This is a genomic window from Methylocystis sp. Uni0008 (genome assembly GCF_056838045.1).
This window is the reverse complement of the sequence record NZ_CM166370.1, coordinates 1,087,803-1,109,550: the sequence shown is the minus strand read 5'-3', so window position 1 is coordinate 1,109,550 and position 21,748 is coordinate 1,087,803. Positions and strand designations below refer to the sequence as shown.

Sequence of the window (21,748 nt, the reverse complement as noted above, 5' to 3'; positions counted from 1 at the left end):
CGGCCTATGAAAACGATCAAGATCACGGAAGCGAGAGTGACTCTCTTGGCGCTCGTCGAAGACCCTGCGCCGGAGCGGCCGACTATGATCGATCGGCGCGGCGTCGCCCTGGCGATGTTGGGGCCCATAGACGAGGCGGGAAAGCTTGGTCAGCAGAAGGCGCGCGGCTTCGCCGATCTGCTATTGTCCTTTCCCGGCGGCGCCGAATTCGAGCGCAACGCCTCGCCGCCATGCGACGTTGACGTGTGATCCGCCTTCCGGCTGATCTCTTCTCTCGGAGAGTGTCATTCCCGGCAGGCCGGAGGCCTGACCGGGAATCCAGAGCCAATTCAAGAATGTTGGTCTTGCTCTGGATTCCCGATCGCGCTTCGCGCGTCGGGAATGACGCGCGAGCCGTACAAACGGAATTCGTGTGACTGGAGCGTCGTCGCGCCGTAGCAATCGACTGCGAGAACCCGCTCATGGATTGGCGCGCGCCGGTGATCGGTTATTGCGAGAGGCAGAGTTCGGCCTTCTGGGCGGAGCCAGTAAACGCCTTGAGCAATTTCGCCTTCGTGATCGCGGCCGCGAGCGCCCTCCTGCTTTGGCGGCGACGCGGCGTTACGGATTATCCCGCGCTCGCGCTCATTATCGTCACGGCGTCGGTCGGCGTCGGCAGCTTCATCTTCCACACGGTCGCGACGCGCGGCGCCATGCTGCTCGACGTCATTCCGATCGGGATCTTCATCTACGGCTATTTCCTGCTGGCGCTTCGCCGCTTCTTCGCTCTGTCAGCGGCGCCAGCGGCGGCGATCACGCTCGTCTTCGCCGTCGGCTCGCTTTTCGCGACGACGATCGACGCGCTGAACGGTTCCGTCGGCTATCTGCCGGCGCTCGCCGCCTTGGCGATCTTCGCCGCGCTGCTCTGGCCACGCGGACAGCGCGAGACTGCGCGCGCGCTCGCCGCGGCGGCGCTCATTTTCGCAATCTCGCTTGTCTTTCGAACGATCGACCGCGCGATCTGCGGCGCCTTTCCGCTCGGCGCGCATTTCCTGTGGCATGTGCTGAACGCCTGCGTGCTGTGGCTGCTCATGCGCGCGGCGATTGTCGCCGGGCGGCGAGGCGACGATCAGGCGAGTCCGATCCAGAAGGCGAAGGAGCCGACCGCCGCGTGAGAGGCGGTGAGCGGCCAGACATTGCGCGTGAAGAGATAGGCGGTGCTCCACGCAATTCCGGCGACAAAGGTGTTGGCGAGCAGGACGGGATCGCCATAGGCGGCGTGCATCAGCGAGAAGACCGCCGACGAGAACAGGACATAATGCCGTCCGCTCATCTGCAGCCGGTCGGCGATCAGCTTCGGGATCGAGCGGCAGACCACCTCTTGGCACGGGCTCGATACGAGCACATAGAAGGGCGCGAAGGCGATCCAGTTCGGCGGCGCCTGCGGATGAGTCAGGAACTGCGCCTCGACGACGATGGCCGCCAGCAGAAGTGAGGTCAGCGCGCCGCAGATCACCCAGGCGCGGTAGCCCCTGGGGGCGCCGAGGCCGAGTTCGGCGAAGGAATAGCCGCCCAGCACGCAGGCCGCGATGCAAAGAACCGAGACGGCGAGCAGCGCCTCGAAGCGCAGATGAAACGACAGCGCGCCGACCGCCATCGCAACGCTCGGCGCGAGCAACAAAGCGACGAAACCGAACAGCGGCCCATGGGAGCGTAGCGTGCGCGTCATAAAAGCGTAACAAATTCCGGGCTGTCACAGTTCCGCACGCCAGGCGGCGGCCGGCTGACGCGCTGCGGCGCCTTTTCCGCGACGGATGGACCCACGCTAAAAAATGTAACGATTTTTCAGCTACTTAGCTGAGCAAGCCGCGCCTTGACTTCATGCAGGCCCGCAAATATGTTGCGCGCGGCTCGAAAGGACTGGCCGCAAAGCCAAGAATTTCGCGCCGTCTCCCGAACGGTTCGACTTTCCCGTCGCGCGGCGTCGCGCCATCGTTAAATTTTGCGCGTGGCGCAATCTGCGGGGCGGAGATCGCCGATGAGCGACGAGGACGAGGAAGACGCGGAGCGCGCGGCGCTCAACGCGCGGCTCGAAAAGCTCAACGCGGCCTTGCGCAAGGTCGATGAGGAGCAGGCCGCCGCCGACGTAGCGCCGCGGACGGAGCGCAAAGGCTTCACGCGCGCCATGCGCGTCGGGCTCAACGCGTTCTCGGAATTCGTGGGAGCGGTGCTGGTCAGCGCGTTCATCGGCTGGCAGGCGGACAAGTGGCTTGGCACGACGCCCTGGCTCTTGATCGTCATGCTGGGACTGGGCGTTGCGGCGGGTTTTTGGAACGTCTATCGCGTGGCGAAACCGAAAGGGCCAGGCGAGGACTGAATCAGGACAGGGCGCGCCTCGACGCGCCAAGCGGGGCCGGGCGGCGACGTCCGGAAAGAGCGATGAATCCGGAAGAAGCAGCCGCAAAGCCCAATCCCATCGAGCAATTCGAACTGCATCGGCTTTGGCCTTTCGAGATCAGCGGCGTCGAGACGTCCTTCACCAACGCCTCGCTGTTCATGCTGCTCGCGGCGCTCGGCGTCGTCGCGCTGATGATCCTCGCGACCTCCAAGAAGGCCATCGTGCCGGGCCGCATCCAGTCGATGGCCGAGATGCTCTATGAATTCGTCGCGGGCATGGTGCGACAGACGGCAGGGACGGAAGGGATGAAGTTCTTCCCCTTCGTCTTCACCCTGTTCTCCTTCATTCTCATCGCCAATCTGATCGGGCTGGTCCCCTACACCTATTCGGTGACGAGCCAGATCGTCGTCACCTTCTCCTTCGCCGCGGTGGTGATCTCGCTCGTCGTATTCTACGGGGTCTATCGCCACGGCTTCGGCTTCCTGAACCTTTTCGTGCCGCATGGCGTGCCGCTGCCCGTGCTCGTCGTGCTGGTGCCGATCGAGATCATCTCCTTCCTGTCGCGGCCGGTGTCGCTGTCGGTCCGTCTCTTCGCCAATATCCTCGCGGGCCACATCACCCTCGCCGTGTTCGGCGGCTTCGTGATGATGCTGCTCGGGGCCGGCGTCTGGGCGGCGCTCGCGCCCGTGCCGCTTCTCGCGATCGTGGCGCTCTATGCGCTCGAGCTGCTCGTCGCCTGTCTGCAGGCCTTCGTCTTCAGCGTTCTCACATGCGTCTATCTGAACGACGCTATTCACCCGGGCCACTGATAAAAATCGAACAATAAACGTCGCCCTCATCAAGCAGGAGTAAGACATGTCAGAAATGCAACTCGTCGGCGCCGGTCTCGCGGCGATCGGCACCGGCGCGGCGGCGATCGGCGTCGGCATCATCTTCGGCAATTTCGTCAACGGAGCGCTGCGCAACCCGTCGGCGGCCGCTTCCCAGTTCACCAACGCCATCATCGGCGCGGCGCTCGCCGAAGGTCTGGGCATCTTCGCCTTTCTGATCGCGATCCTGCTCTTCCTGAAGCAGTGAATTTTCGCGCCCGGCCTTCCGTGGCCGGGCGCTTCTTTCCCAGCGCTTGCGCGCCGCGCGACAGCCGTGCGGCCCCTGTCCGAGACTTGGATCATGTCCATGGCGATCATCTCTTCCGCTTTCGCCGCCGAGGGCGAGCAGACGACGCACGAGACCGTCGGCGCCGGCGAAGCGCACCACGAGGGCGCATTCCCGCCCTTTCAGACTGAAAACTTCGCGCCGCAGATCTTCTGGCTCGTCATCATTTTCGGCCTGCTCTACGTGCTGATGTCGCGCATCGCGCTGCCGCGCGTCGGCGGCATCATCGAAAACCGGAGCGCCAAGATCGCTTCCGATCTCGGGGCCGCGCGCGACATGCAGTCGAAGGCGCAAGCCGCCGCGGCCGCCAATGACGAAAATCTTCGCCGCCGCCGCGAGGAGGCGCAAGCCATCGGCCGGGAGGCGCAGAACAAGATCGCCGCCGAGTCGGCAAGACAGCGCGCGCTCGCCGAATCGCAATCGGCTGAGAAGATCCGCGCCGCCGACGAGCGCATTGCGAGCGCCAAGACTCAGGCGTTGTCGAATGTCGAGCAGATCGCCGTCGACGCCGCCGCCGCGATCGTCGAGAAGCTTACCGGCGCGAAGATCGATCAGGCCGCGCTCGCGAAGCATCACGCGACGTCGTCGAACTGAGGAGACCGGCAATGCATTTCGACGCGGAATTTTACGTCGCCGTCGGCTTTACGATTTTCATCTTGCTGATGATCTGGGTCGGCGCGCATTCGAAATTCGCCGCGCTCATCGACGCGCGCATCAACCGCATCAAGGGCGAACTCGCGGAAGCGGAACGCCTGCGCAACGAAGCGGAGACGCTTCTCGCGTCCTTCGAGCAAAAGCGCGCCGAAGCCGAGGCCGAGGCCAAGGCCATCGTCGCGCAGGCGAAGGAAGAGGCCGAGTTGATCGCCGCGGAAGGACGTCGTCGTCTCGACGAATTCATGGCGCGCAGCGTCAAGCAGGTCGAGCAGAAAATCGCTCAGGCGGAGGCGCAGGCCTCAGCCGAAGTGCGCGCCGCCGCCGCTGACGCCGCGGTCAAGATCGCCGAGCGTGCCCTTTCCAGCGGCGCGGCCGCGGGCAAGGATTTCGTCGCCGACGGCATCAATGAAGTGAAATCTCTCGCGCACTAATCCGGCGCCGCGGCTAGCCGCCGCCGCGGCGCTTTTTTTCGGCGGCGGGCTTTTCTCCGCCCTGCGCGAAGCCGACGAGAATTTCGTAATCGTCCTGCGCGCGCGGGCTCATGACAGGCACCGTGAACGGGTCGGCGATCACCTGAAATTCGCTGCGTGCGCCGCCTTTCGGAATCGACGCGCTGACGCGGTATGTCTTCGTGGCGACAATGGAGTCGTCCTTCTGACGGCGAATCGCCACCCGCAGATTGGCGCCATAAGCGCCGGGCTGTCCGAGCGCGCCGAGCACGGCGGAACCTTCAACGCCAACTCTGATCGTCAGTTTGTCGCCGTCGATGACGCATTCGCGCGCCGTCTCGCCGAGCGAGAGCTGATAGCGCACGTTGGCGCCATCGGCGTCAGGCGGCGAGCGCAGCATCGCCGCGCCGCTTTCGACAAACACTTCGGGGCAGTCCGCCGTCGCCCCGGGGGGCAGCGGTTGCGGCTCGCCTTCCTTCTGTTCGCCGCCGCCGAAGATGCTCGGAACGCGCAGCTTCGGCAATTCGAACGCCGCGACCGTGGCCGGCGCAAGCGCGATCGACGCCGAAATCGCGATGGCGAAGCGCTTGCGCCGTGCAGTCTTGAGGGACTTGCCGGCCGACGCCCCCGCCGGGCGATCCATCGAAACGTTACGGCAGCTTTGCGAATCCATCCTTGAACCCCTGCAGTGTCAGCGGCAGGCCGATGCCTTCGTCCGGAACCTGGTGAATGATGAAGGTCGCTGTCTTGCCGACCTTCAGCTGATCGATCAGCTTGTCGTCCATCATCACTTCGGCCACGCATCCCGTCGGCAGGCATTTGACGAAGCCGGCGCGACCGATGTCGGTCTGGTCGATCTTCAAGCCGAGACCATTGGGCAGCAGCACGCCCAGCGGCGCGATCACACGCAACAACCGGCTTTTTCCGTCGCTTGTCTTCAAGACGATGACGACGAGATTGACGTTGCTCTTGTCCTCGGCGACGAGACTCTGGATCAGCGCGCATTGCTGCGCCGACGCGCCCGCGGGCTTTTCACAGCGCATTTCCCAGTCGCCGAATTTCGCCTTTGCGGGTCCGGTTTGCGCATGGCCCTGGTGGGACCCGGCTGCGAGCAGGGCCGCGGACGCCGCAGCCGCGACGTGATGTCGCAACATGCGACGAATTTTCGCAGCGCGCAGTGGCTTCATCGTGCCTCCTCGCGGACGGCGCCATCGCCGTTCCATTTCGCAACGCAGGGATTGTGGCCGGTCGCCGCGGACCGTTCGGCGCGACACGCCGTTGCCTACCAAATGGACTTCAACTGTCAAGGTCGCCGCCATGCGCGCCGCATTGTTTGGCAAAAGCTTTGACGCGACGATTTGTCTGTCGAATCTGGCGCCGCGACAATTGCGCGGGCCGACAGTTTGTGATTGAACCGGCCGACTACCGAGCGGGGCGGGCTTTGGGCGGGCTTCGCACGGAAATCACAGAAAGAACAATGACTGGCTGCGAAGGGTTCGAAAGGCGGCTTTGATGTTTAACGTCAATCGAAAGATGCTGACACGCGGCGCGTTGGCGGCCGCCATGGCGGTTCCCGCGATTATGTTCGCCGGCTTCGCTCTCGCACAAGAGAATGGGCAGCCAGTCCCGGGCGGCCTCGGCCTGCCGAACATGGTCACGCCGGTCGGCGTGGAGACTCAGCAGTTCTACAACATGGTGTTGATGCCGATCATCTCGTTCATCGCGCTCTTCGTGCTGGGCTTGCTGGTCTATGTCGCCTATCGCTTCAACGAGCAGGCGAACCCCATCCCGTCGAAGCTGACGCACAACACCCCGCTCGAAATCATCTGGACGCTGATTCCTGTCCTGATCCTTCTGTTCATCTCAGTCCCGTCGCTGCGGCTGCTCGCGGCGCAGGTCGAAGTGCCGGAAGCGTCGGTCACGATCAAAGTGACCGGCAACCAGTGGTATTGGTCGTATAAATATCCGGAGGACCAGGGCGGCGGGTTCGGCTTCGATCAGATGCTCAAGCCCGAGTCCGAACTCCAGCCCGGCGACCTTCGACTGCTGACGGTCGATAACGAGGCCGTGGTGCCGATCAACGAGGTCGTCGCCGTCCACATCACGTCGAACGACGTGATCCACGCCTTCGGCATCCCGTCCTTCGGCATTCGCATGGACGCCATTCCGGGTCGTTTGAATCAAACCTGGTTCAAGGTGGAGAAGGAAGGCGTCTACTACGGCCAGTGCTTCTTCATCTGCGGCAAGGACCACGCCTATATGCCGATCGTGATCCGCGCGGTCACCCGCGAGAAATACAATGAGTGGCTTGCCGAGGCGAAGCAGAAGTTCGCCGGCGCCGAATCGCGCGTGCGGGTCGCCGCCGACAGCCACTAACGAAGCCGCAGAAACGAGACCAACGGAACACACTAGTTTTTCTAAGGAACATGACGATGGCGAGTTCGACGATGGCCGGGGCGCATGATCATCCGAGGGGTTTGCGCCGCTTCCTCTTCTCCACCAACCACAAGGACATCGGCACGCTCTACATCATTCTGGGCTCGATTGGCGGCGTCATCGGCTTCCTGCTGTCGCTCGGCATGCGGCTTGAGCTGGCCTATCCGGGCGTGCAGATCTTCCCGACGCTTGCGGAGTGGCTCCACGGCGCCGATCCGTCGATGGCGCTGGACGCGGGCAAGAACCTCTACAACGTGTTCATCACGGTGCACGGCGTGCTCATGATCTTCTTCATGGCCATGCCCATTCTCATCGGCGGCTTCGGCAATTGGTTCGTTCCGATCATGATCGGCGCGCCGGACATGGCCTTCCCGCGGCTCAACAACATCTCGTTCTGGCTGCTCGTCTCCTCGCTCGTGCTCGCCGTCATCTCGATGTTCGTCGAAGGCGCTCCCGGCATGAAGGGCTTTGGCGGCGGCTGGACGTTCTATCCGCCGCTTTCGTCGAATACCGGCTCGCCTGGCCCTGCGATGGATTTCGTCATCCTGGCGCTGCATCTCGCCGGCGCATCGTCGATTCTGGGCGCGATCAACTTCATCACGACGATCTTCAACATGCGCGCGCCCGGCATGACGCTGCACAAGATGCCGCTGTTCGTGTGGTCGATTCTCGTGACCGCCTTCTTGCTGCTGCTGGTGCTGCCTGTGCTCGCGGGCTGCGTGACGATGCTGCTCACCGACCGCAATTTCGGCACGATGTTCTATGACCCGGCGGGCGGCGGCGATCCGTTGCTGTTCCAGCACCTGCTGTGGTTCTTCGGCCATCCGGAAGTTTACATCGTCATCCTTCCGGGCTTCGGCATCATCAGCCAGGTCGTGTCGACCTTCTCCAAGAAGCCGGTGTTCGGCTATCTCGGCATGGCCTACGCGATGGTCTGCATCGGCGTGCTCGGCAGCATCGTGTGGGCGCACCACATGTATACGGTCGGCATGTCGCTCAATGCGCAGCGCTACTTCACGCTGGCGACGATGGTGATCGCGGTGCCGACCGGCATCAAGATCTTCTCGTGGATCGCGACGATGTGGGGCGGATCGATCTCGTTCCGCGCGCCGATGGTCTGGGCGATCGGCTTCATCTTCGTGTTCACGATGGGCGGGATCACCGGCGTCGTGCTCGCCAACGCCAGCGCCGACAAGCAGTTCCACGAGGGCTACTATGTCGTTGCGCACTTCCACTACACGCTGTCGCTCGGCGCGGTCTTCGCGCTCTACGCGGGATTCTATTACTGGTTCCCGAAAATGAGCGGCTACATGTATTCGGAGACGCTGGCGAAGGCGAACTTTTGGCTGTTGTTCATCGGCGTCAACGTCGTCTTCTTCCCGCAGCACTTCCTTGGCCTGGGCGGCATGCCGCGCCGCTACATCGACTATCCCGACGCTTACGCGCTTTGGAACCTCGTGTCCTCGGCCGGCATGATCTTCGTGACGCTCTCGCTGATCGTCTGGTTCTACGCGATCATCGAGGCCTTCATGAAGAAGCGGCTGGCCGGCGCCAATCCTTGGGGCGTGGGCGCGACGACGCTGGAGTGGACGCTGTCCTCGCCGCCGCCGTTCCATCAGTTCCAGGTGCTGCCGCGGATCACGGGGCCGGGACGGTAACGCAATAGAGCGTCGGCGCGGGCGAACTCGCGCCGACCGATCAGGCCGGCCAAGGCGACGCGGCGACTTTCGCCGCGCAGCGGGCTTCAACCTGCAAGGGATTGAGTGAACGCGATGAGCGACGCATCCTATCTCGACGACCAACAGGCTCCGCGCATCTCGGTCGCGTCGCCGTCCGACTATCTCGCGCTTCTCAAGCCGCGCGTGATGTCGCTCGTGGTGTTCACCGCGCTCGCTGGCCTGTTGCTCGCGCCGACTCCGCCGCATCCGCTGATCGGCTTCGCCTCGATCCTGGCGATCGCCGTCGGCGCCGGCGCCTCGGGCGCGCTCAACATGTGGTACGACGCCGACGTCGACGCCGTCATGACCCGCACGCGCAAGCGCCCGATTCCCGCCGGACGGCTGGAGCCCGAGGCGGCGCTCGGCTTCGGTCTCGTCCTGGCGACGCTTTCCGTTTTCACGCTCGGCTATGTCGCGAACTGGTTCGCGGCGGCGCTGCTCGCCTTCACCATCTTCTTCTATGTCGTGATCTATACGATGTGGTTGAAGCGCTGGACGCCGATGAACATCGTCATCGGCGGCGCCGCCGGCGCGCTGCCGCCGATGGTCGGCTTCGCCGCCGCGACCGGCGAGATCAATCTCGCCAGCGTGGTGCTCTTTGCGATCATCTTCATGTGGACGCCGCCGCATTTCTGGTCGCTTGCGCTGTTGAAGAGCGAGGACTACGGGCGCGCCGGCGTGCCGATGCTCCCCAATGTCGCCGGCGAAGACCGCACGCGTCTGGAAATTCTGATCTACGCGCTGGCGCTCGCGCCGCTTGGCGTCGCGCCATGGCTGCTGGGCTTCGCGTCGCTCGCCTATGGGCTCGTCTCCATCGGCTGCGGGATCGCGCTCGTCGCCGTCGCGGCGGCGGTCTTCAGGCAGCGCGAGGGTGAAGCCGCCCGCGCGGCCGCGCGCCGGATGTTCTTGTACTCGATCCTCTATCTCTTCGTGCTGTTCCTGGTCCTCGTCGTCGAACAGACGGCGCATATCTTCGCGCTGATCTAGGCGGCCAAGCGAGTGGTGAACGAAATGACAGACACAGGCGACAAGATGAAAGATCTCGCAAGCGGATTCAGCGGCCCTGGCGTCGTGCTGACGGAAGAGCAGGCGCGCAGCCGCCGGGCGCGCAATATCGCGATTGGCGCGACGATCGCGTTTCTCGCCGTGCTGTTCTACGCGGTCACGCTCGTGAAGTTCGGCGCGGCCGTCATTAACCGGACCATCTGAGCCATGAACGCGCCGGCGCCTCGTTCACGCAACCGCCCGCGGCTCATCGCGGCGGCGCTGATCGTTGGCGCGACGGCGATGCTTGTCCTGTCCTTTGCGTCCGTGCCGCTGTATCGCGCATTTTGCGCGGCCACCGGCTTTGGCGGCACGCCGAGGACCGATGTCGCTGCGACGACGACTCCAGGCGAGCGCGTGCTCACCGTTCGTTTCGACGCCAATGTCGCGCGCGATCTGCCTTGGCGCTTCGAGCCGGAGGTCGCGAAAGTCTCTCTGCGGACCGGCGAGACGAAAACCGTCTATTACAAGGTCGCCAATCTTTCCGATCGCGAGACGAGCGGGCAGGCCGCCTACAATGTCACGCCGGGACAGGCGGGCGCATTCTTCGTGAAGGTCGCTTGTTTCTGTTTCGAGGAGAAGCGGCTCGGACCTCACGAGACCGAGGAATGGCCGGTCGTTTTCTATCTCGATCCGGCGCTCGAAAAAGAAGAAGGCATGCGCGGCGTTCGCGAGATCACGCTTTCCTACACTTTCTTCGCCATCAAGGACTCAGCGCCTTCGAAGACGAGTGAGACGGCGGCCGAGAGGCCGAAGGGTTGACGCGCCGCGCGGCTTCACGCGCGGCAAACTAGGGGATGGGCCGGGACCGCCGGCCGATGACAAGGAAGAGCAAGATGGCGGACGGACACGCGAAACCCGAACACGACTATCATCTGGTCGATCCGAGTCCGTGGCCGATCGTGGGCGCGACCGCTGCGCTCATTACGGCGATCGGCGCGGTCATGTGGATGGCGCAGCATAAAGGCGCGCCCATCGGCGGGATGACCTTCGGCGGCATCGTGTTTTTCGTCGGCCTCGCCGGCGTGCTGCTCGTCATGTACGCCTGGTGGAGCGACATCATTCAGGAGGCGAGCGTCGGCGGATTCCACTCGCCGGTGGTTCGGCTGCATCATCGCTACGGGATGATCCTTTTCATCTTTTCGGAGGTGATGTTCTTCGTCGCGTGGTTCTGGGCGTTCTTCAATTCGGCGCTGTTTCCGGCCGATGCCGCGCAGGTCATGCGCACCGAACTGTTCCAGGGCGTCTGGCCGCCGAAGGGCATCGAAGTCCTGAGCCCCTGGAAGCTGCCGCTGCTCAATACGCTGATCCTGCTTAGCTCCGGCGCGACGCTGACCTGGGCTCATCACGGCCTCCTGGAAAACAAGCGCGACGTGTTGAAGAAGGGCCTGATCGCGACGATCGCGCTCGGCCTGATCTTCACGATGGTCCAGGGCTACGAATATATCCACGCTCCCTTCGCCTTCGCCTTCGATCCGGCGAAGCCGGCGGCGACGAATTACGGCTCGACCTTCTTCATGGCGACCGGCTTCCACGGTTTCCACGTGATCGTCGGCACGATCTTCCTGATCGTGTGCCTGTTCCGAGTCTTCCGAGGCGCCTTTACGCCGGACCAGCATCTGGGCTTCGAGTTCGCCGCCTGGTACTGGCACTTCGTCGACGTCGTCTGGCTGTTCCTGTTCGCCTGCATCTACGTGTGGGGGAACTGGGGCGGGACCATGGAGTAGCGCGTCGACCTCGCGCTGAACATTTGACGGTCACGGGCGCGCCCGTGACCGTTTTCGTTGGAGGCCCAACATGTCAGAAGAGCACGTCTATCCGCCCGTTTCGCTCTATGTCGACGGGTTGCTCGGCCGATGTCCGCGCTGCAGCAAGGGACACATGATCAAGGGACTGCTCGCGGTCGCGCCGAAGTGCGAAGTTTGCGGGCTGGATTTTTCCTTCGCCGACGCCGGCGACGGGCCGGCGATCTTCGTCATGACCATCGTCGGCTTCGTCGCGATCGCCGTGCTGTGGTACGTCGAAGTGACGTATCAGCCCGCCTATTGGGTGCACGCGGCGATCCTCGCGCCCCTGTCGGCCATTCTCTGCCTCGCGTTGCTGCGGCCGACGAAAGGCCTGCTGATCGCGCTGCAATATTTCAACAAGGCTGAAGAAAGCCGTCATCAGTCGTGAGCCGCGCCGCCCGTGCGCTGCTGTGGCCGGCGGTCGCGACGGCGCTGCTCTTTAGCGTGCTGCTCAGTCTCGGATTCTGGCAGGTGCGTCGGCTCGGCGAAAAGGAAGCGCTGATCGCGCGCGTCGAACAGCGCGCCACGCAAGCGCCCCAGCCAATGCCGCCGCGCGACAAATGGGCGGCCCTCCGCGCCGAGGAATACGACTTCACGCATGTGCGCGCGAACGGCCATTACCTCGAAGGCCACGACGCGCTCGTGTTCGCCGCGCCGCCGGAAGGCGCGAGTCGGGAGCCGGGCTATGCGCTGGTTACGCCTTTCGAGCTGACGGACGGCGGCGTCGTGCTTGTCGACCGGGGATTTCTGCCCGGGTCGAGAGCAAACGACCCCGCTCTGCGCGCTGCGCCTCCCGGCGAAGCGACGCTCGTCGGCCTGTTGCGCGCGCCGGAGCGGCGCAACCCGTTCACGCCTTCCGACGAGCCGGATCGACGCGTTTTCTTCGCGCGCGACCCTGCGGCGATCGCCGCCGCTCTCGGCCTGACCGACGCCGCGCCTTTTGCGCTCGTCCTGGACGCCGCTCCCGCGGAGGCCACGGATTGGCCGCGGCCGCTCGGCGGCGTGCCGACGATCGTCAATAATCATTTCTCCTACGCCGTGACATGGTTTGGTCTGTCGCTCGCGCTCCTTGTCATCTTCGCGATATACGCGCGCGGCGTCCTGGGGCGCGCCGACCCAATGGACGCGCCGTAGCCTCCGCCTTGCGCCGATGGCGAATATGCTATGAAAAGGCGCACTGACATGCGCGTCGTGAGCGGCGCGCGCTCCCCATAGACGGATTGACGGTTGCGCTATCTTTCAACGCGCGGCGAAGCCGCGCAGCTTGGCTTTGACGATGTTCTGCTCGCCGGTCTGGCGACCGACGGCGGCCTTTACACGCCGCTCGCCTATCCGCGCCTGGCGCCCTCCGACATCGCCGCGCTCGCCGGGCGCCCCTACGCCGAAGCCACGGCGCAGCTGGTTGCGCCTTACCTCAGCGAAACCTTTTCGCCTCAGATTTTGCGCGCGCAGACGGAAAGCGCCTATGCGGGCTTTCGTCATCGCGCCATCGCGCCGCTGACGCAGATCGGCGACAATCTTTTCGTTCTCGAACTTTTCCACGGGCCGACGCTCGCCTTCAAGGATCTGGCGATGCAGCTCCTCGGGCGCATGATGAATCATGTGCTTGAAAAGCGAAATCTGCGCGCCACCATCGTCGGCGCGACTTCGGGCGACACGGGCGCCGCCGCGATCGAAGCGTTCAAGGGACTGGATCGCGTCGACGTCTTCATTCTGTTTCCGCACGGGCGGGTCTCCGACGTGCAGCGCAAGCAGATGACGACCGTCGCTGACGACAACGTCCATACGATCGCGCTGCAGGGATCTTTCGACGATGCGCAGGCGATTCTGAAGCGGCTGTTTCGCGACGCCGACTTTCGCACGCGCGTCGGATTGGCGGGCGTCAATTCGATCAACTGGGCGCGCGTCGTCGCGCAGACGGTTTATTACTTCACGAGCGCCGTCGCTCTCGGCGCGCCGCACCGGCATATTTCCTTCGCGGTGCCGACGGGCAATTTCGGCGACGTGCTCGCCGGCTATGTCGCAAAGCGCATGGGTCTGCCGGTCGAGAGACTCGTCGTCGCAACCAACGCCAACGATATCCTCGCGCGCGCCATTGAGTGCGGGCGCTACGAGCCGCGCGGCGTCACGCCAACGCAGTCGCCGTCGATGGACATTCAGGTCTCCTCCAATTTCGAGCGCCTGTTGTTTGACGCGGCGGGACGCGATCCTGCCGTCGTTCGCGCCGCCTTCGCCTCGCTCGATCAATCCGGCGCCTTCGAGATTCCGGCTGCGGCGCTCGCCGCCATTCGCGACGAATTCGACGCGCAGTCGGCTGGAGAAACCGAGACGACGGATGAGATCCGTCGCACGTGGCGCGAGACCGGCTACGTGCTCGATCCGCATACGGCGACGGGCGTCAGCGCGGCGCGCGCGCGCCTCGCGAAGCACCCTTCGACTCCGGTCGTTGCGCTTTCGACCGCGCATCCGGCGAAGTTTCCGGACGCCATCGAGCGCGCGATCGGACTGCGCCCGCAGCCGCCTGAAAATATTGCGGCGCGTCTTGACGCGCCGGAACGATTCACGATTCTTGAAAATGACGGCGCGCGAGTCGCCGAATTCATTTCGTCGCGAGCGCGCGCGGCGAGAAACTGATAAGGTCTGGCAAGGAGCACGATGGCGATCTTCAGCGTAATCGGACGCCGCGACCTGCCGATTAGAGCCGACGGACTCTATCTGCGCGCGTCGGAGATGCGCGATTACGTCGAGTGGGCCGAACTACGCGAGAAAAGCCGCTCCTTCCTGACTCCCTGGGAGCCCCTCTGGCCGATCGACGATCTCACCCGGGCGAGCTTTCGTTATCGCGTGCGCCGCCACGCTGAGGAAATGGCGCGCGACGAGGCCTATTCCTTCTTCATCTTTCGCGAGGAGGACGACACGCTGTTGGGCGGTCTGTCCTTCGGCCATGTGCGGCGCGGCGTCTCGCAGGCGGCGACGCTCGGCTATTGGATGGGCGAACCTTATGCGGGCAAGGGCTACATGACCCGCGCCGTTCGCGCCGCTTGCGCCTATGCTTTCGAAAAGCGCGGCTTCCATCGCATCGAGGCGGCTTGCCTGCCGACGAACGAGCCCTCCAAGCGGCTGCTGGAGCGCGTGGGTTTCAAGCAGGAGGGCTATGCGCGCTCCTATCTCAATATCAATGGCCAGTGGCGCGACCATCTGCTGTATGCCCTCTTGGAGACTGATCCCCAGCCGATCAATCCGCCGTCGGCGGGCTAGGCCGGGCGCGTGATGACGATCGTCGGCGTGGAGACGACATGCGTCGGCGGCGCGCAGGTTGCGCGGCTCGACGTCGACGAGACCGCGCGGCTCATGTGCGATCTTGCGCGCGCCCCGGCGCGGCCTGAAGGCCCCTATTATCTCACGTCCGTCAACGGCGAGGTCCTGGCCCGGCGGGCGATGGACACGGCCTTTGCGGCGCTGGTCGACAGCGCCGATCTCATCAGCGCCGATGGGCAGCCGCTTGTCGCGGCGTCGCGTCTCTTGTCGAAGCGGCCGCTGCCGGAGCGGGTCGCGACGACGGATCTCTATCCGGCCGTCGCGCGCATGGCGCAGGAGACCGGCGCGAGTTTCTATCTTCTCGGCGCGAGCGAAGACGTCAACCGCGCGACCTATGACGCGACGAAGCGCGATTATCCGCGCCTCGCTATTCGCGGCCGCTCGCATGGCTATCTCAAGGGACCGGCGCTTGAAGCGAAGCTCGATGAAATCAACGCGCTTGCGCCCGACATTCTGTGGCTCGCCATGGGCGTGCCGCTCGAGCAGCGGTTCGTCGCCGATCACGCCCGGCGCATACCTAACGTGAAAATGATCAAGACCTCCGGCGGCCTGTTCGATTTCGTCGCCGGCGCAAAGAGGCGCGCCCCGCAATGGATGCAGGACGCCGGTCTTGAATGGGCCTTCCGATTATGGCTCGAGCCGCGTCGGCTCTTGAAGCGCTATCTGACGACGAATCCGATCGCGGCGTTCCTGCTGCTGACTCGGACAAGATAGCTCACGCGAGCGCCGCCTTCTGCAGAGCGATAAGTTCGGCGACGCCCTGCTGCGCGAGCGCCAGCATGGCCGACAGCTCATCTTGCGAAAACACCGCGACTTCGGCGGTCGCCTGAATTTCAACAAGGCCGCCGGAGCCGGTGAGGACGAAATTGGCGTCGGTTTCCGCCGTCGAATCCTCGGCGTAATCGAGATCGATGACCGGCGTCGCGTTGAAGATGCCGCAGGATACCGCGGCGACATGATCGCGGAGCGGGCTCTCTTTGACGATCGAGCGCGAACGCATCCAATCGAAGCAATCATGCAGCGCGAGCCATGCGCCGGTGATCGACGCGGTGCGGGTGCCGCCATCGGCCTGGATCACGTCGCAGTCGACGACGACCTGCCGCTCGCCGAGCGCCGAGAGATTGGTGACCGCGCGCAGCGAGCGGCCGATCAGGCGCTGGATTTCCTGCGTGCGTCCCGAAAGCCGCCCGGTGGCGGCCTCGCGCCGGGTGCGCGTGTGCGTGGCGCGCGGCAGCATGGAATATTCCGCCGTGACCCAGCCGCGACCCTGGCCGCGCAGCCATGGCGGCGGCTTGTCCTCGAGCGACGCGGCGCAGAGCACCTGCGTATTCCCGAACTTGACCAGGCAGGAGCCCTCGGCATAGCGGGCCACGCCTCGCTCGAAACTCACCTGGCGCATCTCGTCGGGCGCGCGTTTGCTGGGGCGCATAACAGCTCCGTTAACGTATAGGTCGCGCCTTCTAACGCGCTTTCGGCGGCGGTGGAAGCGCCCAGCGACGACGCCGTCTTGCGCTCGCGCCCGCATGGTGAAACCATGAGCTAACGGGGCCGGAGAAACCAGGCTTCGACAGATAAGGAGGGAGTGATGGACCAAGCGTCGTCCCAAGGAGCGCATTCGCACGAGGCGAGAGCACAGGGCCCCCGGCTGATTGCGCTGGTGGGCCCTTTCCAATGCGGCAAGACCACTCTTCTCGAGGCCATTCTGGCCCATGCCGGCGCGATCCCGCGGCAGGGCTCCGTCACTGCGGGAGCGAGCGTCGGCGATTCCAGTCCCGAGGCGCGCGCCCATCAGATGAGCGTCGAGTCCAATGTGGCGACCGTCGATTACATGGGCGACCGCTACACTTTCGTCGATCTTCCGGGCTCCGTCGAATTCGCGCATGAATCGCGAAACATCCTGCCGACGGTCGACGCCGCCGTCGTCGTCTGCGAGGCCGACCCCCGCAAGATTCCTGCGCTGCAGCTCATTCTGCGTCAGCTTGAAGAGTTTGGCGTCCCGCACTTCATCTTCCTCAACAAGATCGACGCCGCGACCATAGACGTGCGGGACGCGCTCGCCATTCTGCAGCCGTCCTCGCGGACGCCGTTGCTGCTGCGCCAGATCCCCATCTGGAACAATGGCGTCGCGGTCGGCTTCATCGATCTCGCGCTGGAGCGCGCCTATGTCTATCGCGAACATGCGCCCTCAGAGGTCATCGACATTCCCAAGGGCGAGACCGCGACCGAGAAGGAGGCGCGCTATTCGATGCTGGAGCGCCTTGCCGACTATGACGACGCGCTGATGGAGGAGCTGATCTCGGACATCGAGCCGCCCCGCGATCAAGTCTTCGACGATCTCACCAAGGAATTGCGCGCGGGGCTGGTCGTTCCTTTGTTCATCGGCTCGGCGGAGAGGGGGGCCGGCGTGACCCGGCTGTTGAAGGCGCTGCGTCACGAGGCGCCGGGAATTGAAGCGACCCGCGTGCGTCTTGATGTCGGCGAAAGCGGCCCTGCGCTCGCCCGCATCATCCGGACGATTCACACGCCACACGGCGGCAAGATGTCGGTCGCGCGCGTGCTGCGCGGCTCCGTCGCCGACGGGCAGACGGTCACGTCTGCGCAAGGCGAGGATCGCATCTCGGGCATGTCGCGTTTGATGGGCGCGACAACGAGCAAAGTGACCGAGGCGAAGACTGGCGACGTGGTCGCTCTGGGGCGTCTCGATCATGCGCAGACGGGCGACAATGTGGTGGCCGACGCCCGCGCCGGCGCGGCGGATTTGAAGCAGACTCGCGCGCCCGCTCCCGATCCGGTGCATGCGCTCGCGCTCAGTGTGAAGGACCGAAAGGACGAGATGCGGCTCGCCGCCGCCGTCGCGAAGCTCATCGAAGAAGATCCGTCGCTCGTCTTCGTTCACGATCAGGAGCTGTCGCAGATCAAGCTCTTCGGCCAGGGCGAGATGCATCTGCGCGTCGCGCTCGAACGTCTCGCCTCGCGCTTCAATGTCGCGGTTGAACAGTCGAAGCCGACGGTCGCCTATCGCGAAACGATCCGCCACAAGGTCACCGTGCGCGGCCGTCACAAGAAACAGTCGGGCGGACACGGCCAGTTCGGCGACGTGGTGCTGGAGATCGCGCCGCGCAGCCGGGGCGAAGGATTCGCCTTCAGCGAGCGCGTGCACGGCGGCTCGGTGCCGAAGCAATATTTCTCCTCGGTCGAGGCGGGGTGTCAGGACGCCCTGTTGCACGGCCCGCTGGGCTTTCCGGTCGTTGACGTCGAGGCGGTGCTGACCGACGGTTCGTACCATTCCGTCGACTCTTCGGACATGGCGTTCCGCACCGCGGCGCGCATCGGCATGAGCGAAGCCTTGGAAAAGGCCGAGCCGATCCTTCTCGAGCCGGTGCTCGCGGTCGACATTTTCGTGCCGAGCGACGCCATGGCGCGCGCGACCGGCATCGTGTCGGGACGGCGCGGCCAGATCATGGGCTTTGGCCCGCGCGAGGGCTGGGAAGGCTGGGACAAGCTCGAAGCGCTGATCCCCGAGGCCGAAATGGACAATCTGATCGTTGAGCTGCGCTCGGCGACGGCGGGCGCGGGCTTTTACCAGGCGCGCTTCGATCACCTTGCGGAAGTCGTCGGCAAACAGGCGCGCGACATCGTCGCCGCCCATGCGGCGAAGGCGAACGGAGGATAGACGTCAGCTTGGGAAGCAGCGCGCGAAGGCGAGAAGCAGGCGCGGATCGCCGCGCAGCCGGATCTTGCCGCGCAGCAGCGCCCAGACGAGGCTCGTCTCCTTGCGCAGGAAGCGCAGCCAGGTCTCGGCGTCGGCGGTCACGGTCAATCGTGGGGCGCCGATAAGGCCATCGTCGATCCTCAGCGACTTGTTCGCGATGGCGATGGTGGCGCTGCGGCGTTCCGCGCCGGTGAAGACGAAGTGGAAGACGGCGTCGAGATCCGTTGACCGGCCACGCTGGAAGACGAGTCTCAGTCCCGACAGGAAGCTCTCGATCGTCGGGGGTCGAAAGGGCGCGCCGACGCGTTTCAAGCTCTTGGTCGGAAACCGCCGCGCCACATAGCTCTCCGCGTCGGAGCCCCCGGTCACATAGACGGTTTCCGCCTTCTTCTGCAGCGGATCGACGATCTCCTGGAGATAGCGCTTCTTGTCCGCCTGATAGGCGCCGATCACATCCGCGCCCGCCGGGCAGACCGCCATACAATAGGCCGCCTTGTAGTTGGGACCAAAGGCGAGGCTCTGCCACATCGAGACGGTTTCCGCGTCGCTGACCTTGGCGCGATAGGCGCGCGCGCTTTTCGCCTCGGCGACCGATTCGATCCAGTCTCCGAAGCCGCCCATGAATTCGCGATAATTGTGCGTGTAGCAGGCGCTGAAATCAAAATGGCCGTCCGGCGCGATCGCGCCCGTCGGACAGGCGGCGACGCAGAGCTTGCATTCAAAGCACGGATTGAAGTCGAGCGGCGCGGCGGGCGCCTCAAGCGCGAGGTCGATAGCGACCGTGCCGAGCAGAATGAAATTGCCGAACTTGGGGTGGATGACGTTGCGGTGGATTCCCATCCGGCCGAGGCCTGCGGCGACCGCGACAGGCTTATGCGAGATGATCCATATCTTGTCCGGCCACTTGGACGCCTCCATCGGAAAGCCCATCGAAGGGTAGGCGGCGCGCACGCCACGCGCTTCAAGCGCGTGAACGATGCGGCGTGCGACCTCGTCGCAATCATCGGCCGCATGATGAAATTCGACATTGGCGGCGGAGCGCGCGGGGCTGCGGATGTTGTCGCGATTCATCCGGACGACGAAGGAAATCAGCGTTCGTGTGAACGGAAAGGCGGCGAGGATGTCCTCCCGCTGATCGTCAAGCGCCGCGTCGCCAAGCGAGACAAAGCCGACGTCATCGGCGCCGGCTGCAACAGCGAGTTCGCGAATCGCGTCCGCGTCGAACTCGGCGACGTCTGGCGCAAGGGAAAGGCTGGGACGGGTAATCATTGCATATACCCCTTTCTGCGTGCGCGAAAATCGGCGCCGCTCGTTTCAGACGTTCGAGGTCGCCTCCATCAGCGCGCGCAATTCCGATATGAGCTTTTGCAGCCGCTCGGCGCCGAATTTCGTCTCGACGGCGGTCTGCGCTTCGCGCCAATGCGGCAGGGCGTTGGCGAGCGTCGCTTCGCCGAAGGGCGTCAGCGCGATCTTGCGCGTGCGCCGGTCGTCGCCCGCCTTGACTTTGACAAGCCCTCGCTTCTGCAAAACCGCGAGATTCCGTGCGAGCGCGCTGCGATCAAGCGCGAATGCGTCAGCCAATTTGCTCACCGTTGCGCCGCCGGTGAGCGAACAGGCGACGAGCAGCGAATATTGCGTGGGCTCGAGACCCGTCGCCGCCATGAACTGCCCATAGAGCCGCGTGATGGCGCGGCTGGCGCGGCGAATATTCGCCGCGGCGCAGTTCTGCGCGCAGAGCCTGACGTCGGCTGGATCCAACGAAGTCATAATACATGTATATGCCCCTTTATGCCGCGCGTCAAGCCCGGCGGACCGGCCTGTGCGCGGCGGCACAGCGCGCGAAGCCGCTGCTAGGGAGGATTGCGCCCGACTTCGTCGATTCAATTGTCAGAAAGGAAAAATGACATGCGGATGTTCATATTTCTCGTCGCCGCCGTTCTCGCCATGTCGTTCAGCTTCTATTCCAGCGCCGGCGGCTTGAAGCGCGCGTCGACCACAGCGCCGCAGGCGACGAGCGTCGAGGCCGCTCCTCAGCCGCGCTGCCTCAAGAGCAGGAAAATGCGGCAGGCGGCGACCGGCGTCTGCGTCGTGAAAGGCAAGCGCCGCGACGCATAGTTCTCGGCCTTCTTGAACCGCAATCCGCCGGCCTTAGCTATTGCGCAACCCCATGCACGGAGGCCTGAGCATGTCCATTTTTGGCGGCGCCGAAACGGCGGCGAAGACGATCGAACTGAGCATCGCGCCGCGACCGCGCGATCTCGGCGGCTTCAGCGTCAGGCGGGCGCTGCCCGATGACCGCCGCCAGATGGTCGGTCCGTTCATCTTCTACGACCATTTCGGGCCCGTGCAATTTGCGCCCGGGCAGGGGATGGATGTGCGTCCGCATCCCCATATCGGTCTCGCGACCGTCACCTATCTCTTCGATGGGCGCATTCTGCATCGCGACAGTCTGGAGAATGTGCAGGAAATCGCGCCAGGCGCGATGAATCTGATGACCGCCGGACGTGGCATCGTTCATTCCGAGCGCACGCCGCCCGGTCCACGCGCCGCGGGGCAAAAGATGCTCGGCGTGCAGAGCTGGCTGGCTTTGCCGCTCGAGCATGAAGAAACCGAGCCGAGCTTCCAGCATTTTGGCGCCGACGTTCTTCCCGTGGTGGAGGATCGAGGCGTTTTTGCCCGCGTCATCGCCGGCGCGGCGTTCGGCGCAAGCTCGCCGGTCGAGACCTTGTCGGAGTGGTTCTACGTCGAGCTGCGTCTCGCCGCCGGCGCTAGCGCGCCGCTAGACGCCGAGTATGAGCAGCGCGCGCTCTATCTCGTCGATGGCGCCATTGAGATCGCCGGCGAGCGTTTCGAGGAGCCGCAATTGCTGATCTTCAGGCCGGGCGCCGCGGTCTCGGTCCGCGCGCTTTCCGATGCGCGCATGATGCTGCTCGGCGGCGCGCCGCTCGATGGACGACGCTTCGTCTGGTGGAATCTCGTCTCGTCGCGCAAGGATCGCATCGAGCAGGCGAAGCGCGACTGGCGGGAGGGACTGTTCCCCTCCGTGCCGGGCGATTCGGAGTTCATTCCGCTGCCGCAAGAATAGGGCGCCGTATCCG

General features: G+C 64.6%; 27 protein-coding genes. 21 read left to right on the top strand and 6 right to left on the bottom strand.

Annotated features, from left to right (window positions below; all coding sequences use genetic code 11):
• Positions 1-6 precede the first annotated feature (6 nt).
• Both AC0X69_RS05490 and AC0X69_RS05485 read left to right on the top strand, forming a co-directional pair.
• Positions 7-249, top strand: a complete 243-nt coding sequence (locus AC0X69_RS05490) for a type II toxin-antitoxin system Phd/YefM family antitoxin (protein ID WP_482612059.1) — start codon at positions 7-9, stop codon at positions 247-249.
• 212 nt (positions 250-461) lie between these two features.
• Positions 462-1,154, top strand: a complete 693-nt coding sequence (locus AC0X69_RS05485; RefSeq protein ID WP_482612057.1) for a ceramidase domain-containing protein — start codon at positions 462-464, stop codon at positions 1,152-1,154.
• Here AC0X69_RS05485 and AC0X69_RS05480 read toward each other — a convergent pair.
• Positions 1,109-1,708, bottom strand: coding sequence for a CPBP family intramembrane glutamic endopeptidase (locus AC0X69_RS05480; RefSeq protein WP_482612055.1), 600 nt, complete (start codon positions 1,706-1,708; stop codon positions 1,109-1,111). The two genes, AC0X69_RS05485 and AC0X69_RS05480, sit on opposite strands and share 46 nt — an antisense overlap.
• Positions 1,709-2,017: 309 nt before the next feature.
• Here AC0X69_RS05480 and AC0X69_RS05475 point away from each other — a divergent pair, with 309 nt between their 5' ends.
• The 5 genes from AC0X69_RS05475 to AC0X69_RS05455 all read left to right on the top strand — a co-directional run bounded on the left by AC0X69_RS05475 (position 2,018) and on the right by AC0X69_RS05455 (position 4,617).
• The gene (locus AC0X69_RS05475; protein WP_482612053.1) at positions 2,018-2,356 is read left to right on the top strand and encodes an AtpZ/AtpI family protein; all 339 of its coding nucleotides are present in this window, start codon (positions 2,018-2,020) and stop codon (positions 2,354-2,356) included.
• A gap of 62 nt (positions 2,357-2,418) precedes the next feature.
• Positions 2,419-3,186: a F0F1 ATP synthase subunit A gene (locus AC0X69_RS05470; RefSeq protein ID WP_482612051.1), complete on the top strand. Its 768-nt coding sequence runs from the start codon at positions 2,419-2,421 to the stop codon at positions 3,184-3,186.
• A gap of 46 nt (positions 3,187-3,232) precedes the next feature.
• Positions 3,233-3,454, top strand: a complete 222-nt coding sequence (locus AC0X69_RS05465; protein WP_014892520.1) for a F0F1 ATP synthase subunit C — start codon at positions 3,233-3,235, stop codon at positions 3,452-3,454.
• A gap of 99 nt (positions 3,455-3,553) precedes the next feature.
• Positions 3,554-4,126 (top strand): F0F1 ATP synthase subunit B family protein, encoded by a 573-nt coding sequence (locus tag AC0X69_RS05460; protein ID WP_482612048.1) that lies wholly within the window; start codon positions 3,554-3,556, stop codon positions 4,124-4,126.
• An 11-nt stretch (positions 4,127-4,137) separates the two neighbouring features.
• Positions 4,138-4,617: a F0F1 ATP synthase subunit B family protein gene (locus tag AC0X69_RS05455; RefSeq protein ID WP_482612046.1), complete on the top strand. Its 480-nt coding sequence runs from the start codon at positions 4,138-4,140 to the stop codon at positions 4,615-4,617.
• A 13-nt stretch (positions 4,618-4,630) separates the two neighbouring features.
• On the opposite strand, the gene AC0X69_RS05450 is transcribed toward AC0X69_RS05455, so the two are convergent.
• Positions 4,631-5,308 carry a hypothetical protein gene (locus AC0X69_RS05450; RefSeq protein ID WP_482612044.1) on the bottom strand — a complete coding sequence of 226 codons (678 nt, stop codon included), beginning with the start codon at positions 5,306-5,308 and terminating at the stop codon, positions 4,631-4,633.
• Positions 5,286-5,822, bottom strand: coding sequence for an invasion associated locus B family protein (locus AC0X69_RS05445; RefSeq protein ID WP_482612042.1), 537 nt, complete (start codon positions 5,820-5,822; stop codon positions 5,286-5,288). The genes AC0X69_RS05450 and AC0X69_RS05445 overlap by 23 nt, the downstream gene beginning before the upstream one ends.
• Positions 5,823-6,147: 325 nt before the next feature.
• Between AC0X69_RS05445 and coxB the strand changes: the two genes are divergently transcribed.
• The 11 genes from coxB (at position 6,148) to AC0X69_RS05390 (ending at position 15,652) form a co-directional block, all read left to right on the top strand.
• Complete coding sequence (gene coxB / locus AC0X69_RS05440) at positions 6,148-7,011, top strand: cytochrome c oxidase subunit II (RefSeq protein WP_482612040.1); 864 nt, start codon at positions 6,148-6,150, stop codon at positions 7,009-7,011.
• 56 nt (positions 7,012-7,067) lie between these two features.
• Positions 7,068-8,729: a cytochrome c oxidase subunit I gene (gene ctaD / locus AC0X69_RS05435; protein WP_482612038.1), complete on the top strand. Its 1,662-nt coding sequence runs from the start codon at positions 7,068-7,070 to the stop codon at positions 8,727-8,729.
• 114 nt (positions 8,730-8,843) lie between these two features.
• The gene (locus AC0X69_RS05430) at positions 8,844-9,776 is read left to right on the top strand and encodes a heme o synthase (RefSeq protein ID WP_482612036.1); all 933 of its coding nucleotides are present in this window, start codon (positions 8,844-8,846) and stop codon (positions 9,774-9,776) included.
• 45 nt (positions 9,777-9,821) lie between these two features.
• Positions 9,822-9,998 carry a cytochrome c oxidase system small membrane protein gene (locus AC0X69_RS05425; RefSeq protein WP_482612034.1) on the top strand — a complete coding sequence of 59 codons (177 nt, stop codon included), beginning with the start codon at positions 9,822-9,824 and terminating at the stop codon, positions 9,996-9,998.
• A 3-nt stretch (positions 9,999-10,001) separates the two neighbouring features.
• Entirely contained in the window at positions 10,002-10,595 is a 594-nt protein-coding gene (locus tag AC0X69_RS05420; protein ID WP_482612033.1) for a cytochrome c oxidase assembly protein, read from the top strand.
• A 74-nt stretch (positions 10,596-10,669) separates the two neighbouring features.
• Entirely contained in the window at positions 10,670-11,560 is an 891-nt protein-coding gene (locus tag AC0X69_RS05415) for a cytochrome c oxidase subunit 3 (protein ID WP_482612031.1), read from the top strand.
• 70 nt (positions 11,561-11,630) lie between these two features.
• Positions 11,631-12,008 carry a DUF983 domain-containing protein gene (locus AC0X69_RS05410; protein WP_482612029.1) on the top strand — a complete coding sequence of 126 codons (378 nt, stop codon included), beginning with the start codon at positions 11,631-11,633 and terminating at the stop codon, positions 12,006-12,008.
• A complete protein-coding gene (locus AC0X69_RS05405) occupies positions 12,005-12,754 on the top strand; it encodes an SURF1 family protein (RefSeq protein WP_482612027.1) in 750 nt (249 codons plus the stop codon). The genes AC0X69_RS05410 and AC0X69_RS05405 overlap by 4 nt, the downstream gene beginning before the upstream one ends.
• A gap of 93 nt (positions 12,755-12,847) precedes the next feature.
• Positions 12,848-14,254: a threonine synthase gene (thrC, locus tag AC0X69_RS05400; protein WP_482612025.1), complete on the top strand. Its 1,407-nt coding sequence runs from the start codon at positions 12,848-12,850 to the stop codon at positions 14,252-14,254.
• 21 nt (positions 14,255-14,275) lie between these two features.
• A complete protein-coding gene (locus AC0X69_RS05395) occupies positions 14,276-14,878 on the top strand; it encodes a GNAT family N-acetyltransferase (protein WP_482612023.1) in 603 nt (200 codons plus the stop codon).
• Between the two features lie 12 nt (positions 14,879-14,890).
• On the top strand, positions 14,891-15,652 hold the full coding sequence (locus tag AC0X69_RS05390) for a WecB/TagA/CpsF family glycosyltransferase (RefSeq protein ID WP_482613314.1): 762 nt from the start codon (positions 14,891-14,893) through the stop codon (positions 15,650-15,652).
• A 1-nt stretch (position 15,653) separates the two neighbouring features.
• On the opposite strand, the gene rph is transcribed toward AC0X69_RS05390, so the two are convergent.
• Positions 15,654-16,367 carry a ribonuclease PH gene (gene rph, locus AC0X69_RS05385; RefSeq protein ID WP_482612021.1) on the bottom strand — a complete coding sequence of 238 codons (714 nt, stop codon included), beginning with the start codon at positions 16,365-16,367 and terminating at the stop codon, positions 15,654-15,656.
• 156 nt (positions 16,368-16,523) lie between these two features.
• On the opposite strand from rph, the gene AC0X69_RS05380 reads away from it, so the two are divergent.
• Positions 16,524-18,611: an elongation factor G gene (locus AC0X69_RS05380; RefSeq protein WP_482612019.1), complete on the top strand. Its 2,088-nt coding sequence runs from the start codon at positions 16,524-16,526 to the stop codon at positions 18,609-18,611.
• A gap of 3 nt (positions 18,612-18,614) precedes the next feature.
• Here the strand turns inward: AC0X69_RS05380 and AC0X69_RS05375 are convergent, their stop codons facing one another.
• Together AC0X69_RS05375 and AC0X69_RS05370 are read right to left on the bottom strand one after the other, a co-directional pair.
• Positions 18,615-19,919: an SCP2 sterol-binding domain-containing protein gene (locus AC0X69_RS05375; protein ID WP_482612017.1), complete on the bottom strand. Its 1,305-nt coding sequence runs from the start codon at positions 19,917-19,919 to the stop codon at positions 18,615-18,617.
• Positions 19,920-19,964: 45 nt separating this feature from the next.
• Positions 19,965-20,417, bottom strand: coding sequence for a MarR family winged helix-turn-helix transcriptional regulator (locus AC0X69_RS05370; RefSeq protein ID WP_482612015.1), 453 nt, complete (start codon positions 20,415-20,417; stop codon positions 19,965-19,967).
• Between the two features lie 138 nt (positions 20,418-20,555).
• On the opposite strand from AC0X69_RS05370, the gene AC0X69_RS05365 reads away from it, so the two are divergent.
• Both AC0X69_RS05365 and AC0X69_RS05360 read left to right on the top strand, forming a co-directional pair.
• Complete coding sequence (locus AC0X69_RS05365; RefSeq protein ID WP_482612013.1) at positions 20,556-20,765, top strand: hypothetical protein; 210 nt, start codon at positions 20,556-20,558, stop codon at positions 20,763-20,765.
• A 70-nt stretch (positions 20,766-20,835) separates the two neighbouring features.
• A complete protein-coding gene (locus AC0X69_RS05360; protein WP_482612010.1) occupies positions 20,836-21,735 on the top strand; it encodes a pirin family protein in 900 nt (299 codons plus the stop codon).
• Positions 21,736-21,748: the final 13 nt, after the last annotated feature.